This is a genomic window from Sphingomonas sp. Leaf5 (assembly GCF_001421155.1).
In the GTDB taxonomy this organism is placed as follows: domain Bacteria; phylum Pseudomonadota; class Alphaproteobacteria; order Sphingomonadales; family Sphingomonadaceae; genus Sphingomonas.
The window spans coordinates 480,054-495,949 of sequence record NZ_LMJZ01000001.1 but is presented as its reverse complement, the minus strand read 5'-3'; the positions used below and the strand labels follow the sequence as shown (position 1 = coordinate 495,949).

10 protein-coding genes are annotated in these 15,896 nt (G+C 64.8%); 1 reads left to right on the top strand and 9 read right to left on the bottom strand.

What is annotated here, in order from left to right; translation table 11 throughout:
• Window positions 1-212 precede the first annotated feature (212 nt).
• The 3 genes from ASE50_RS02220 to ASE50_RS02210 all read right to left on the bottom strand — a co-directional run bounded on the left by ASE50_RS02220 (window position 213) and on the right by ASE50_RS02210 (window position 4,359).
• Window positions 213-1,808, bottom strand: a complete 1,596-nt coding sequence (locus ASE50_RS02220) for a carboxyl transferase domain-containing protein (protein ID WP_056394934.1) — start codon at window positions 1,806-1,808, stop codon at window positions 213-215.
• Window positions 1,805-2,965, bottom strand: coding sequence for an acyl-CoA dehydrogenase family protein (locus ASE50_RS02215; RefSeq protein WP_056394932.1), 1,161 nt, complete (start codon window positions 2,963-2,965; stop codon window positions 1,805-1,807). The genes ASE50_RS02220 and ASE50_RS02215 overlap by 4 nt, the downstream gene beginning before the upstream one ends.
• A 200-nt stretch (window positions 2,966-3,165) precedes the next feature.
• Window positions 3,166-4,359 (bottom strand): MBL fold metallo-hydrolase, encoded by a 1,194-nt coding sequence (locus ASE50_RS02210; protein ID WP_056394930.1) that lies wholly within the window; start codon window positions 4,357-4,359, stop codon window positions 3,166-3,168.
• Between the two features lie 95 nt (window positions 4,360-4,454).
• On the opposite strand from ASE50_RS02210, the gene clpB reads away from it, so the two are divergent.
• The gene (gene clpB / locus ASE50_RS02205) at window positions 4,455-7,031 is read left to right on the top strand and encodes an ATP-dependent chaperone ClpB (protein ID WP_056394928.1); all 2,577 of its coding nucleotides are present in this window, start codon (window positions 4,455-4,457) and stop codon (window positions 7,029-7,031) included.
• 34 nt (window positions 7,032-7,065) lie between these two features.
• Here the strand turns inward: clpB and ASE50_RS02200 are convergent, their stop codons facing one another.
• From ASE50_RS02200 to ASE50_RS02175, 6 genes are all read right to left on the bottom strand, one after another.
• Window positions 7,066-7,284: a hypothetical protein gene (locus ASE50_RS02200; protein ID WP_156347248.1), complete on the bottom strand. Its 219-nt coding sequence runs from the start codon at window positions 7,282-7,284 to the stop codon at window positions 7,066-7,068.
• Window positions 7,285-7,340: 56 nt separating this feature from the next.
• Window positions 7,341-10,220: a TonB-dependent receptor plug domain-containing protein gene (locus tag ASE50_RS02195; RefSeq protein ID WP_235512097.1), complete on the bottom strand. Its 2,880-nt coding sequence runs from the start codon at window positions 10,218-10,220 to the stop codon at window positions 7,341-7,343.
• Window positions 10,221-10,678: 458 nt separating this feature from the next.
• Window positions 10,679-13,690 (bottom strand): TonB-dependent receptor domain-containing protein, encoded by a 3,012-nt coding sequence (locus ASE50_RS02190; protein ID WP_235512094.1) that lies wholly within the window; start codon window positions 13,688-13,690, stop codon window positions 10,679-10,681.
• Window positions 13,691-13,861: 171 nt separating this feature from the next.
• Window positions 13,862-14,482, bottom strand: a complete 621-nt coding sequence (locus ASE50_RS02185; RefSeq protein WP_056394923.1) for a MarC family protein — start codon at window positions 14,480-14,482, stop codon at window positions 13,862-13,864.
• Window positions 14,479-15,354: a bifunctional methylenetetrahydrofolate dehydrogenase/methenyltetrahydrofolate cyclohydrolase FolD gene (gene folD, locus ASE50_RS02180; protein WP_056394918.1), complete on the bottom strand. Its 876-nt coding sequence runs from the start codon at window positions 15,352-15,354 to the stop codon at window positions 14,479-14,481. Before folD ends, ASE50_RS02185 begins: the two co-directional genes overlap by 4 nt.
• A gap of 105 nt (window positions 15,355-15,459) precedes the next feature.
• The gene (locus tag ASE50_RS02175; RefSeq protein ID WP_056394916.1) at window positions 15,460-15,762 is read right to left on the bottom strand and encodes a GIY-YIG nuclease family protein; all 303 of its coding nucleotides are present in this window, start codon (window positions 15,760-15,762) and stop codon (window positions 15,460-15,462) included.
• Window positions 15,763-15,896: the final 134 nt, after the last annotated feature.

The following is a 15,896-nucleotide window of genomic DNA, read 5'->3' as shown; positions in this document are numbered from 1 at the left end:
TCGGGTGCGGTTATTCGGCGACGTCGCCCGACTGGGCCCCGGCCTTCGCCGGGGTACGTCCAGTAGATTGCGTGACGTGCTGCCCCCTGCAACCGCGCATTCGCGTGTCGGCCGGGGTCGAGCGTTGTCAGTCGCAGCCGTCAGCATGCTTGGCTCTGGATCCCCGCCTGCGCGGGGGTACGGCAGGGGGCGGGGGTCCGCGACCACTCCCATCACATCCGGAAGATGCCGAACTGCGCACGGTCGGCGATCGGGGCGTTCAACGTCGCCGACAGCGCCAGCCCCAGCACGTCGCGGGTCTGTTCGGGGAGGATCACGCCGTCGTCCCACAGCCGCGCCGTAGCGTACCAGGGGCTGCCCTCCGCCTCGTAGCGGTCGCGGATCGGGGTCTTGAACGCTTCGGCGTCCTCCGGCGTCCACGTCTCCGCATCGCGGTGGACCGTCGCCAGCACGCTCGCCGCCTGTTCGCCGCCCATCACCGAGATGCGGCTGTTGGGCCAGGTGAACAGGAACCGTGGGCTATAGGCGCGACCGCACATGCCGTAATTGCCGGCCCCGAAACTGCCGCCGATCAGCACGGTCAGCTTGGGCACCTGTGCCGTCGCGACGGCGGTGACCAACTTTGCGCCATGTTTCGCAATGCCTTCCGCCTCATATTTGCCACCGACCATGAAGCCCGAGATGTTCTGGAGGAACAGCAGCGGGGTACGGCGCTGGCAGGCGAGTTCGACGAAATGCGCGCCCTTTTGCGCGCTTTCGGAGAAGAGCACGCCATTGTTCGCGAGGATCGCGACCGGCATCCCCCAGATGCGGGCGAAGCCGCAGATCAGGGTCGTGCCGTAGAGCGGCTTGAATTCGTGCAATTCGGAGCCGTCGACCAGCCGCCCGATCACCTCGCGCACGTCATAGGGCGCGCGGACATCGGTCGGCACGATGCCGGCGAGGTCGGCGGGATCGTGGAGCGGCGGACGCGGGTCGGTCAGCGCCACTTCGGCGCGGCGCGGCGGCGGCAGCGTGGCGACGATGTCGCGGACGATCAGCAGCGCCTGTTCGTCATCTTCCGCCACATGATCGACCACGCCCGATTTGCGGCCATGGGTGTCGGCCCCGCCCAGTTCCTCGGCACTGATGACCTCCCCGGTCGCGGCCTTGACCAGCGGCGGGCCGGCGAGAAAGATCGTCCCCTGCCCGCGCACGATCACCGTCTCGTCGGACATGGCCGGGACGTACGCGCCACCGGCGGTGCAACTGCCGAGCACGCAGGCGATCTGCGCAATGCCCTTGGCCGACATCTGCGCCTGATTGAAGAAGATGCGGCCGAAATGGTCGCGGTCGGGGAACACCTCCGCCTGATGCGGCAGGTTCGCGCCGCCGCTGTCGACCAGATAGATGCAAGGCAGATGGTTTTCGCTCGCGATCTCCTGCGCGCGGAGATGCTTTTTTACCGTCATCGGGAAATACGCGCCGCCCTTCACCGTCGGGTCGTTGGCGACGATCATCACCTGCCGGCCATGGACGCGACCGATGCCGGCGATGACGCCCGCCGCCGGGGCCTGATCGTCATACATGCCGCCCGCCGCCAGCGCGCCGATTTCGAGGAACGGCGATCCGGCGTCGAGCAGTCGGTGGATACGGTCGCGTGGCAGCAACTTGCCGCGCGCGACATGGCGTTCGCGGCTGCGCTCCGTTCCACCGAGCGCGGTCTTCGCGATCCGGTCGCGCAGGTCGTCGGCCAGCGCGGCGTTGTGCGCGGCGTTGGCGGCGAACCCGTCCGATCCGCGATCGATCAGCGTCGGCAGCACCGTCATTGTGCGCGCGTCCCCTCGCCCAGCAATTCGCGACCGATCAGCATCCGGCGAACTTCGTTGGTCCCGGCCCCGATGTCGAGCAGCTTCGCATCGCGGAAATACCGCTCGACCGGCCAGTCCTTCGTATAGCCGGCACCGCCCAGTGCCTGGATCGCATCGTTGGCGACCTTCACCGCGTTTTCCGACGCCAGCAGGATCGCGCCCGCCGCATCGTGGCGGGTGGTGCGTCCGGCGTCGCATGCGCGTGCCACCGCATAGACGTATGCACGGGCGCTGTTCAGCGCGACCGACATGTCGGCGATCTTGCCCTGCATTAGCTGGAACGCGCCGATCGGCTTGCCGAACTGCTTGCGTTCGGCGACATAGGGCAGGACGGTGTCGAGGCACGCCTGCATGATGCCCAGCTGGATGCCCGACAGCACGACGCGCTCGTAATCGAGGCCCGACATCAACACGCCGACGCCGCCGTTGAGCGGCCCCATGACGTTCTCCGCCGGAACGAAACAGTCGTCGAAGACCAGTTCGGCGGTCGGCGATCCGCGCATCCCCATCTTGTCGATCTTCTGCCCGATCGAAAAACCGGCGAAATCCCGTTCGATCAGGAAGGCGGTAATGCCCTTCGATCCGGCATCCGGCGCGGTCTTGGCATAGACGACCAGCGTCGCCGCATAGGGCGCGTTGGTGATCCAGAATTTGGTGCCGTTCAGGCGATAGCCGCCATCGACCGCGTCGGCGCGCAGCTTCATCGACACGACGTCCGACCCTGCCCCGGCTTCGGACATGGCGAGCGATCCGACATGCTCGCCGCTGATGAGCGTGGGCAGGTATTTCGCCTTCTGCTCGGCATTGCCCCAGCGCGCGATCTGGTTGACGCACAGGTTGGAATGCGCGCCATAGGACAGGCCGACCGAGGCGGAGGCGCGGGCGACTTCCTCACACGCGACGACGTGTTCGAGATAGCCGAGGCCGAGGCCGCCATCGTCCTCTTGGACGGTGATGCCGTGCAGGCCGAGCGCGCCCATTTCGGGCCATAGCTCGATCGGGAAGCGATCGTCGGCGTCGATGGCAGCGGCGATCGGCGCGATGCGATCGGCCGCGAAGCGCTGCGTGGTCTCGCGAATGGCATCGGCCATCTCGCCGAGCGCGAAATCGAGCATGTCTCTCTCCAATGGTCCGGTCTTTGCCGGATCGTATCTGTTGTTACCGATAGGCTGGTTGGAAGGGTCAGCGCAAGCACAGCCTCGTCACCCCGGGCTTGGCCCGGGGTCCCGCTTCTTCTGCTGCTGGCGAGAGAAAGCGGGACCCCGGATCAAGTCCGGGGTGACGAAGAAGGGGAATAGCGCGTCGTCGTTCGCGCTCACCGCAGGCCGCTACCCGGCGGGCCGTCGAGACAGCGCAGGATGGCGTTGCGATCGAACGACGCCGCCGCAGGCGCGCTCATCGGTGCGATATCGACCGGACGGCCGATCGGCACTGCACCGAACCGGCGATCGGTGACGCCGGCACAGGCCTTTGCCGCGCTCAGCAATTTCGGCGGGGTCGTATAGCCTTCATAGGACAGGCGGAACGTGCCCCAATGGATCGCCATGCCATGCGACGCGCCCAGCCGCCGAAACACGTCAAGCGCGTCGACCGGGCCGATATGCGCGCCGCTGGCCATCTGCCCCGGCTGAAACCGGAACGCGCCGATGGGGATCAGCGCGAGGCGGATCGGGCCGAGCGCCCTAGCCTCCTCGACCCATTTGCCGTCGCCCATGCCGGTATCGCCCGCAAAGAACAGATTGCCGCCGGGCAGTTCGACGACGAACGCCGACCACAAGGCACGGTTGCGGTCGACGAACCAGCGGCTCGACCAGTGATGGTTGCGCACGACATGAACCGTCACCCCGCCGACCCGCTCCGCCTGTCGCCAGTCGAGCGCGGTCGCCTGCATCCCCGCGCTGCGCAGGATCGCATCGTTGCCGTGGGCAGTGACGATCGCCGGGCGGTCGCGGTCGTACAGCCGCTTGAGCGTCGACAGATCGAGATGATCGTAATGATTGTGGCTGATGAGGATCAGGTCGATCTTCGGCAGGTCGTCCAGCGCGATGCCCGGTGCCGCGACCCGTTTCGGACCGAAGCCGAACGGGCCGGCGCGTTCGCTCCATACCGGATCGGTGAGGATGTTGAGACCGGGCGTCTGGATCAGCGCCGACGCGTGGCCGACCCAGGTGACGCGAAGCGGGGTCTGCGCCGGATCACGCGCCGGGCGGGTCGTGGTGGGCAGGAGTTCGGCGGGTCGCGCGGGGGTGACCGGGACCTGTGTCGGCCATGCCGGTCGCCCGTCGCTGCCGGTCGCCTGTCGCCACAGGAACCCGCTGCGGCTGCCGCCCGGTGGCGCGGACGTATCGTCGCCATCGGGGTTGAAGAAGCGCGCACCGTCGAAATGGTCGCCGGCCACCCCGCGATAATAGATGCGGTCGAGGAAGCGCGGCACGATCGTCACGGCGAGGCACAGGATCGCGACGATCCACACCAGCCCCCATCCCACCCTGCGAACGCCCGTTGCCATCCGGCTTCCAACGCCGCGCCAGGCCAAACGATGCACGCCCTCTTGTGTTGCCCTTTTACCACACCATATCGCCGGCAACATCACAGGGGAACACGATGAACCTCGAAAAATTTACCGACCGCGCCAAGGGTTTTCTGCAAGCCGCGCAGACGGTGGCGATCCGCAATTCGCATCAGCGGATGACGCCCGAACATATCCTGAAGGCGCTGCTCGATGACGAACAGGGCATGGCCGCCGGGCTGATTACGGCAGCAGGCGGCGACGCGCGCCGGGCGATCGCCGATATCGATGCGGCACTGGCCAAGATGCCGTCGGTGTCGGGATCGGGTGCGCAGCAGAATCCGGGTCTCGACAATGACAGCGTCCGCCTGCTCGACCAGGCCGAACAGATCGCGACCAAGGCGGGCGACAGCTTCGTCACCGTCGAACGGATGCTGCTGGCGCTGACCCTGTCGCAGGGGCCGGCGGGCAAGGCGCTGACCGCCGCCGGGCTGACGGCGCAGAATCTGAACGCGGCGATCGACCGCCTGCGTGGCGGCCGCACCGCCGACACTGCCGGGGCCGAGGATCGGTACGACGCACTCAAGAAGTTCGCCCGCGACCTGACCGCGGCGGCGCGCGACGGCAAGCTCGATCCGGTGATCGGCCGCGACGAGGAGATCCGCCGCACGATCCAGATCCTCGCGCGCCGGACCAAGAACAATCCGGTGCTGATCGGCGAACCCGGCGTCGGCAAGACCGCGATCGCCGAGGGCCTCGCGCTGCGCATCGCCAATGGCGACGTGCCGGAGGGGCTGAAGGACCGCGCACTGATGTCGCTCGACATGGGGTCGCTGATCGCCGGGGCCAAATATCGCGGCGAGTTCGAAGAGCGGCTGAAGGGCGTGCTCGACGAGGTGAAGGCCGGCGACGGGCAGATTATCCTGTTCATCGACGAGATGCACCAGCTGATCGGTGCGGGCAAATCCGAAGGGGCGATGGATGCGGGCAATCTGCTCAAGCCTGCGCTGGCGCGTGGCGAACTGCATTGCATTGGCGCGACCACGCTCGACGAATATCGCAAGCATGTCGAAAAGGACCCCGCGCTCCAGCGGCGGTTCCAGCCGGTGTTCGTGGGCGAACCGACCGTCGAGGATACGATCAGCATCCTGCGCGGGTTGAAGGAGAAGTACGAACTCCATCACGGCGTGCGGATCACCGACGGCGCACTGGTGTCGGCGGCGACGCTGTCGAACCGCTACATCACCGACCGCTTCCTGCCCGACAAGGCGATCGACCTGATGGACGAGGCCGCCAGCCGGCTGCGCATGGAGGTGGAGAGCAAGCCCGAAGCGATCGAGAGCCTCGACCGCCGCATCCTGCGCATGAAGATCGAGCGCGAGGCGCTGCGCCGCGAAAGCGACGCCGCCAGCATCGACCGGCTCGACACGCTGGAGGAGGAACTCGCCAATCTCGAACAGCAATTGTCCGAGCTGACCACGCGTTGGCAGGGCGAGCGCGACAAGATCGCGTCGGAGGCGAAGCTGAAGGAACAGCTCGATGCCGCCCGCGTCGCGCTCGAACAGGCGCAGCGGTCGGGCGACCTCGCGAAGATGTCCGAGCTGACCTATGGCACGATTCCGACGCTGGAAAAGCAGGTGGTGGCGGCGCAGCAACATGCCGGCGGCGCGATGCTCCGCGAGGAAGTGACCGCCGACGATATCGCCGGCGTCGTCAGCCGCTGGACCGGGGTGCCGGTCGACCGAATGCTGGAGGGCGAGCGCGAGAAGCTGTTGGCGATGGAGGACGCGCTGGGCAAGCGGGTCATCGGCCAGAGCGAGGCGGTGCGTGCCGTCGCCACCGCCGTGCGCCGTTCGCGCGCGGGCCTGCAGGACCCGAACCGGCCGCTCGGCAGCTTCCTGTTCCTCGGGCCGACCGGCGTCGGCAAGACCGAGCTGACCAAGGCGCTCGCCGAATTCCTGTTCGACGATCCCAATGCCATGGTCCGCATCGACATGAGCGAGTTCATGGAAAAGCACGCGGTCGCGCGGCTGATCGGTGCGCCGCCGGGCTATGTCGGCTATGAGGAAGGCGGCAAGCTGACCGAGGCGGTGCGCCGCCGCCCCTATCAGGTAGTGTTGTTCGACGAGGTGGAGAAGGCGCATGGCGACGTCTTCAACATCCTGTTGCAGGTGCTCGACGACGGTCGCCTGACCGACGGACAGGGGCGCACGGTCGATTTTTCGAACACGATCATCATCCTGACGTCGAACCTCGGCTCGCAATTCCTGACCAACCTGCCCGATGGCGAGGGTGTCGAGACGGTCGAGCCGCAGGTGATGGACGTCGTCCGCGCGCATTTCCGGCCGGAATTCCTCAACCGGCTGGACGAGATCATCCTGTTCCACCGCCTTGCGGCCGATCACATGGCCCCGATCGTCGACATCCAGGTCGGCCGCGTCGGCAAGTTGCTGGCCGAGCGCAAGGTGAAGGTCGAACTGACCGAGGCCGCGCGGGCGTGGCTGGGCCGCGTCGGTTATGACCCGGTGTACGGCGCGCGGCCGTTGAAGCGTGCGGTGCAGCGGTATCTTCAGGACCCGCTGGCCGACCTGATCCTGCGCGGTGGCGTGAAGGACGGGTCGACGGTGCATGTCGATGAGGGTGATGGTGCGCTGACGTTGTCGGTCGCGTAGGTGCAAAGACGGCGGGGGATCGCTCCCCCGCCGGTCAATTTTGCGACGACTGTGGCACCGTGCGCAATTCGTTGCCGACTGTGCGCGCGGTTTCCGCCATGCGATTCCAATCGGCACGCGTGTGGCAAACCTTACGCCGACGCGCATGGGTGCCGGTTACCGCCTCCCGCCGGCAAATCAGCTTGTCCGGATCACCGGCCGCCGGTGTCGCGGTGGCGACGGGTGCCGCCTGGAGCAGCAGAAACAGGAGCATCGCATGACCTTCCCGAAAAAATGGGACGCGACCGATCGGCCGCGCCCCCGATGCCATCAGAACCGCAGGTTTACGCCCACATTGAAGCGTCGACCGATCGGGTCGTAGGTGCTCGGATAGGTATTGCCGCTGTTGAAGGCTGTCGAACCGATCGTGTTGCCGACGATCGGCGGGTCCTTGTCGAGCAGGTTGGTCACGGTGAAGGTGAACGTCATGGTGTCACCCACCGCCTGCTGCAGCGTCAGATCGAGATAGTTGAACGCGGGGATCCGGCGATACGCGGCGAACACCGATGCCGGACCGCCGGAGCTGGCCGGTTCGACATTGCTCTCGCTCAGATGCTTCCAGCGCAGCGACGTCACGGTGCCGCCTTCGAAGGAAAGCGTTCCCCGGAGGTTCCAGCTATATTCCGGCTGGATCGACGCACACGACACGCTGTACAGCCCGACACAGTCGCGGTTGACGCTGGTCGGCGTCGCCTGGAACTGGCTGTCGAAGGTGTAGTTGCCGAGGAAGTTCAGGTCGAGCCGGGCAAAGCCCAGTTCCTGCCGCAGCGACGCACCGACATCGATGCCCGAGGTCCGGATCGTGCCGAGGTTCGAAAGACCCAGGAACGGCCCGAAGGTCGTGTCGTTCGGACCGCTCAGACCGCCAGTCAGCGGATTGCGACGGATGAGGTCGCAGGCCGCCGCGTTGGTGCCATTGAAGCAACCGTCGATGATATCGGCCTGCGACGGCGTCGAGATCGCATCGGTAACCTTGATCTTGTAATAGTCGACCGTCAGCGCGAAGCCGTCGAACAGCTTCGGCTGCAACACACCGCCTACCGTGAAGGTGTCGGCATATTCCGGCGTCAGACCCAGATTGCCGCCCTGCGTCGCGTTGATCTGCCCCGCGACCGGTGCCGGAATATTACCCAGCAGCGAGGCCGGGGCACCGACCAGCGCCAGCTGTGCGGCGCACAGTGCGCTGACGCCCTGGTTCGTGACCGCGCCCTGGCAGGGATCGATGGCGCGGTTGGTCAGGAAGGTGACCTGCGGCTGGAACAATTCGCCGAGGTTCGGCGCACGCACCGCCCGGGCGTAGGAACCGCGCAGCTTCAGTTCGCTGACCGGTGCCCAGGTGAGGCCGCCCCGATAGGCCCAGTTGCCGCCCGACAACGAATAGTCCGAATATCGGAAGCCGCCTTCGAGCGTCAGCGAATCGAAGAACGGACGGTCCGAAATCAGCGGAACGTTCAGTTCGCCGAACACTTCGCGGGTGTCGTATTCGCCGGTGATCGGCAATGCGGGCGCACCGGCACCCAGCACCGCACCCGGCTGCGACGAGATGCCGTCACCACCGCTCGAACCGGCATAGCGGCGATATTCGACACCGACGGCGACACCGATATTCTCGGCGGCGAACGGGCTAGAAAAGCCGAGGTCGCCCGCGACGGTTCCTTGAATCGAGGTGAAGGACGTCTGGATGAAGTTGAAGGTGGTGACGTTCAGGAAATTGAACATTGCCGGGGTCAGCGTTCCTTCGGTCCCGAACAGGTTGATCGGCACGCAATTACCGGTCGTCACGGTACACGCGGTCGTGTTGAAGGCGCGCAGCGCCTGTTGCAGGCGCGGCAACGTCCCCTGTCCCTGCGACGTGTTGGTGCGTTCCGATTCGCCGTAGATGCCGGTGATGTTCCAGTCGAGCGTCGAGGTCAGCGCGCCGCGGGCACCGCCCTGCACCTGGAAGGTGTTGGTTTCGAAGCTGGTCGTGCGCGGCCCCGCTTCGGTGAAACGACGGCCGATCGATGCCGTGATTTCGCGATAGCCCGGTGCCGTCGTGCTCGTCGCGGCGCTCGCTGCGGCGCAATCGACTGCATTGATGTTGCTCGAAGCGCACAGCTGGTTGCGCATCGCCTGCGTCAGATACGGATTGCTGAGCGGCAGCTGGACGTTCGAAAAGAAGGTGCCGGACGGCGCGATGATCTGATCGACGATCGTCTTGGTGAAAAAGCCCTGCCCGAAGACTTCGACCGCATCGCTGATCTCGTAATTCGCCTTGCCGAAGATGTTATAGCGTTCGAATGGCGTCTGATAGACGTTCAGCGGGTTGAAGTTATAGTCCGACAGCGGCCCCACTTCGAATGCGGTGCCCTGGGCATTAACACGCCCGGTGAATGGTGCGAGGATGCTCGCCGGCGTGGCGGTTCCCGATCCCTGCGGGCGACCGGTAACCGAGCTGAGGCTGGCGCGGCCATAGGGACGCTCACCCTGCTGGATCGCATCGGCCTTCGTATAGCCGAGGCTGAGCACCACATTGCCGCGATCGTCGGCAAGGTTGGCACCCAGCGTCAGGTCGGCGCGCATGTTGAACCCGTCGCCGCGTTCGGTGATGCCGCTGTTCAGGCCGATATCGACCCCGGAAAAATCGGTGCGGGTGATGAAATTGGTGACGCCCGCCACCGCGTCCGCGCCGTACGCCACCGACGCACCGCCGGTCAGCGTCTCGATCCGCTGCAACAGCGCGATCGGAATGATGTTCAGGTCGGTCACGCCGCCCAGGCTGGCGGGAACGGTGCGCTGTCCGTCGATCAGAATTAGGTTGCGGTTGGGGCCGAGGCCCCGGATGTCGAGCTGCGCCGACCCGTTCGATCCGTTGTTCACGCCCGGCCCGATGTTCGGCACCGCGCCCGGCAAGTCGCGCAGCAGCGCCTCGACCGACGTCGGCTGCCGGAACCCGATTTCCTCCGCACCGATCACCGATACGGGATTGGAGCTTTCGAGGTTCGGACGCGGAATCCGCGAACCGGTAACAGTGATTTCCTGTTCGGAATCATTGGCTTCTGGCTGTTGTGCGGTCGAATCCGCCGCTGGCGCGACCTGTGCCACTGCTGGGGTAGCAATTCCCATGATCAGCGTGGATGCCAACAAGGCGGTACGGACGGTTTGCTTCATGATTTCCCCTGTCTTTCGGACACGCTGCCACAGCAGCGTAACGAACCATGAGTAATCGCCGACAAACTTCGTTCGCAACCATTCAAAGATGCTGCCGTTACAAATGCAAAATTCGTGATATTTTAGTTACAGTGCTTCTAATATCGATACAACGGTAATTATTTACTGAATGTTTCTGATACATTGCTGAACATTGCAGCTGCCAATACTGCTCTGATCGTCACGATAGAGATTGTTCGACATTCGACTATACAAGCCACGTGCAAACCACGCCGGCATTGTAAAGTCATGCCCAGCGCGACGCCGACCCGGTTGCGGCGGGGTTCCTCGACCAGAACATCCCATCGGGGAACCCGAGCAGCAGCCAGGCCGGACGATTCTCACACATTACGATGTCAACGGCATAAAAAAGGCCGCCTCCCCGAAGGGAAGCGGCCCATTTCGCAGGTTGAAAGCGACTAGAAGCCGAACTTCGCACCGGCACGGAAGCTGCGGCCGAAGATGCCGTTGCCGCCCTGCACCGGGTTGTAAAGGTGCGCGCCATAGGTGACGACGTCGATCGGCGGCAGGCGATCGAACACGTTCAGGGCGTTCACGTAGAAGGTGAACTTGTCGTTGACGTTGAAGCTGACGTTCAGGTCGGCCGTGATGTAGCTCTTCACGCGGCAGTCGACATATTCAGGTGCCAGCGAACAGTCGCGATAGCTGCCGCCCTGGTCCTCTGCCGACAGGTCATACCCCGAGACGTAGTTCACGGTGCCGGTGACGTCGACCTTGTCGAACGAGAAGGTGTTCGCCCAGTTGCCGCGCCATTTGAACGTGCCGTTGCCCGCCGTCAGGTTGAAGTTGCCGAGCGTGTCGACATAGGTTTCCTTCGAACCGTCCGGGAACGTCGTGCTGAGTTCCAGCAACAGGCTGGCATTGGCGGCGGTGCGCCACTGGAAACCGCCGAAATCGACGCGGCCGGTCAGCCCGAAATCGATGCCTTCCGACGTGATCGTGTCGGAATTGATCAGCTGCGATTCGACGAAGGCGATACGCGGCCGACCGTTGGGCAGGTTGACGTCGGGAGCGTCGGCAATGACGTTGAACCCGGCCGGGATCGGCTGGCCCGCATAATAAGCGGCGACCGCTGCGGCGTTGGATGGCGAGGTGATCGCGCCCGTCTTCTTGATGTTGAAATAGTCGACGGAGAAGGTGAAGTTCGGGATCGGCGTCAACTGAATGCCGGCGGTGAAGCTGCGCGACTTTTCGGGTTCCAGATTCGGCGAAGCCAACGTCGTCGACCCGATCGAATAGGTCGTCAGATAGTTCGGGCAGGCCTGCGGTGCCGTCGCGTCGGTGGCGCATGCCGCGCCATACTGCGCGCGGAAGTTGGCCGGGACCGCGGTGATCGACTGGGTGACATAGCCCGTCGTCGGCAGCGCGTTGGCTTCGGCGAAGCTCGGGATACGGAAACCGCGCGACCACGTTCCGCGGATCGACAGCTGGCGGAACGGGGTGAACCGCGCACCTGCCTTTGGCGAGAAATTGCCCTGACCGGTCGAATAATGGTCATAGCGTCCCGACAGGTTCACATCGAGCTGATCGAACACCGGTGCCTGAACCTCGGCAAAAGCCGAGCTGACGGTGCGATTGCCTTCGGTACCGAACGCATTGATCGTGAAGTAGCGCTGCGTCGGGCCGTTGGTGTCAGGGTTGGCGCTGGGCGCGTTGACCGCTTCGTAGAAGACCGATCCGCCGACGCCGAGCTGGACGGGGCCACCCGGCAGGTTGAACAGCGACTTCGAGAAAGTGACCTGCGCCTGATACAGATCCGACGACGTGTCGGTGATGTTCACCGGCGTCACGTAATCGCGCACCGCCTGCGAATTCTGGCCGGGATTGACGAAGTTGTACGACCCGTCGGCAATGACGTTCAGCAGGTTCTGGATATAGACATAGCCATCCTGCAGACGACGCAGATCGGTGTGCATCGCCGTCGCGTTGAAGTTATAGTCGATATCGTTGAAGATCGTGCCGTTCAAGCCGAACGCCGCACGATATACGCGGCTGCGCGTCTCGTTATACTGACGCTCCTGATTGCGGCCGATGATCTCAACCGTCTGGTCGACCGATGCGAACGGGTTGTTCGGGTTGCGGACGCCGTTGGTCGCATTGCAGTTCACACGCGCGGCACAGACGAACACCGGCAGCGTCAGGATCGCCGAACCGGCCGCAAACCGGGCAGCGTTCGATGCGGTCGAGAACTGCGGGAACAGGATGCCGGTCGGCGCATTCCCGCGGATCGTGCCGGGTGCGCCATAATAGCTCGACGTGGTCTGCTGGAAGTTGACCGACAGATACGCTTCCGACGTGTCACCCAGCTTCGCGGTGAAGCGCGCCGAACCGCCGAAGCGTTCGATGTCCGGCGTCACGTTGCCGTAATTGTAGGTAAGGTCTTCCTGGCAGACGTTGCTGGTCGGCAGGGTCGGATTGACCTGGGCACCCGTCGAGTTGGTGCGGGCGAGGTCTGCGGCGGTCGGCGTGACCGACGGTCCGCCGAAACAGCCTGCAATCGGGTTCAGGATGCGATAGCGGCCGCTGTTCCCCGGGCGATAGTAGAAGGTGCTGCCATTGGTCGCGAAGCCGTTGAGCTCCCCGGCGTCGTTGCGGCCGTTCAGAATCCCGTTCGGGCCGCCGATGCTGCGCTGATCGTCGGTCGCGAAAACACCGCGAAGGTCCTTGTTCGCGACGCCTTCGCTACGGAAATAGAAACCGCTGATATAGGCGTTGTAGCCCTGTTCATCGAGATCACCGGTGCCGGCGGTCAGCGTCAGGCGCTGGTTCGCGGCATAGCCACCCTCGGCAATACCGGCTTCGGCGCGACCCGAGACACCTTTAACCGAACGCTTGGTGATGATGTTGACCACGCCGGCGATCGCATCGGCGCCGTAGCTCGACGAAGCACCGTCGCGAAGCACGTCGACGCGCTCGACGATGTCGTCGGGGATCGTGTTCAGATCGACGAAGTTGCGCGAACCGTCATCGGCAAGCGGATAGTAAGCGGCACGCAGGCCATCGAACAGCACCAGCGTCGAACTGGTCGACAGGCCGCGCAGCGACACGGCCGATGCACCGCCGGCGAACGCGCCGTTGGCGGTGAACGAGTTGGTCAGTGCCGGGCCGTTGTTCGACGACAGCAACTGGATCGCGTCCTGCACGGTGTTGATGCCGCGCGCGTCGAGGTTTTCGGTGGTCAACGTGGTGACCGGCGAAATGCCGCTATCGGTGCCGCGCAGGATCGAGCCGGTGACGATGATGTCCTGCGACGTATCCTCGGCCGGATTCGCCGGGGTCGGCACGGTGGTACCGGCCGGCGCGACTTCCTGTGCAGAAGCCGGCACGGCGAACAGACCGGCACTGGCAGCGGCGAGCGCGGACAAAGCGGTTCCGCGGCGCAACGACGTGCGCATCGACAAAGCAATCATGGAAGCAGCAATCCCCTTAAACCCTGACGGGCGTTCCAATCAGTCGCGCCGCGCAACGGGCGGCTCGAACATGGCCAAGTATCCGTCGATACAAGAGGATTTGCAAATACAGGTATACGCAATCTGGAAATTACATATCAGCTGTAACTATTCCGCAACACTTTCTGGTTTTTACAGAAAGCTGGCCCGCAAGCCGTCGATCACGAACTGCGCCGCGAGTGCCGCCAGCAGCACGCCGAGCAGCCGGGTAATCACCGCCTCGATCCGCGCGCCGAGCAGTTTCATCAGCGGTCCCGCCGCCAGCAACGCGATCAGCGTCAGCAGCAGGATCGACGCCAGCGCGCCCAGTACCACCGCCCGCGCGGTCCAGTCGCCGACCTGACTCATCAGCAGCATCACCGACGCGATCGATCCCGGCCCTGCGATCATCGGCATCGCCATGGGGAAGGTCGAGACATCCTCGACCTCATCGGTCTCGATGATCTTCTGCGCGCGGTCCTCGCGGCGCTGGGTGCGTTTTTCGAACACCATTTCCAGCGCGATCAGGAACAGCATGATGCCGCCCGCGATGCGGAAACTGTCGAGGCTGATGCCCAGTGCCTTGAGCAGCGCCTGTCCGAACAGCGCGAAGACGACGAGGATCGCGGTGGCGATGCCGACCGCGCGGATCGCCATCGCGCGACGCTGCACGTCGGACGCGCCGGTGGTCAGCCCGGCATAGATCGGCGCGCAGCCCGGCGGATCGATCACCACGAAGAAGGTGATCAGCGACGAGACGAACAGCTCGATCATAGCACGCTGTCGTCGAACGGCAGGCCCTCGCGCCGGTGCGCGGCGACCAGCGTATTGCGCAACAGGCAGGCGATGGTCATCGGTCCGACCCCGCCCGGCACCGGCGTGATCGCGCCCGCGACCGACAGCGCGGCCGCAAAGTCGACATCGCCGACCAGTCCGTCTGCGGTGCGGTTGATGCCGACGTCGATCACCGTCGCACCGGGCTTCAGCCATGCCCCCTCGACGAAATTGGCGCGTCCGACCGCGGCGACCACGATATCGGCGCGCGCGACATGGCCCGGCAGATCATGGGTCCGCGAATGGGCGATGGTGACCGTGCAGCTTTCGGCAGTCAGCAACGCCGCCATCGGCTTGCCGACGATGTTCGACCGGCCGACGACCACCGCTTCCTTGCCCGACAGGTCGCCCAGCTCGTCGCGCAGCAAGAGCAGGCAGCCATAGGGTGTGCAGGGCACCATCCCCGGCAGGCCCGTCGCCAGCCGTCCGGCATTGACCGGGTGAAAGCCATCGACGTCCTTGTCGGGATCGATCGTCAGCAGGACGGCATCGCTGTCGAGGTGCCTTGGCAGCGGCAATTGCACCAGAATGCCGTCGACCGCCGGATCGGCATTCAATTGCTCGACCAGCGCGATCAGTTCGTCCTGCGACACGTCCGCCGACAGGCGATGTTCGAAGCTGACCATGCCCGCTTCGCGCGTCGCCTTCCCCTTCGACCGGACATAGACGGCGGAGGCGGCATCCTCGCCGACCAGCACGACGGCGAGGCCGACGGGTCGCCCGGCGCTCTGCGCAAAGGTAGCGGCATGGGTGGCAACGCGCGCGCGCAACTGGGCGGCGAAGGCTTTTCCGTCGATGATCCGGGCTGTCATGGCGGTGTGTGTAGTGGGTGGCGGCGGGGTTCGCCAGTCCCGGATTGGGTGTTCGGAGCACTTGCCCACAACGTCACCCCGGACTTGATCCGGGGTCCCGCTTCTTCAGTCGAGGATCGTTGGGGAAAGATCACGCCAGTCCGGATTGCCCTGCTCAATCAGGTCGAATTTCCAGTCGCGATGCCAGCGTTTCATGCGCTTTTCATGGGCGATGCAGCTTAGGATGTCATCGCCGCGCTCTGCCCATACGAGGCGGTTGAGGCCGTAGTGCGCGCAGTGGATCGATCCGCCGCCGGTGCGGTGCTGGTGGATGCGGGTCGCGAGATCGGTGGTCACGCCGACATAGGTAGCACCGCGATACCGGTCGGCCATGATGTAGACCCAGCCGCCCTGCCGTTCTTTCCCCATGGTGCGAGGAAAGAAGAAGCGGGACCCCGGGTCAAGCCCGGGGTAACGTAGTGCCTGGGGGTCGGTCCTTTCGTTTCCCGGTCCGGGGTGATGTAGCGGTTGGGGTGACCCTCTCCCACGCAAAATACACCGCA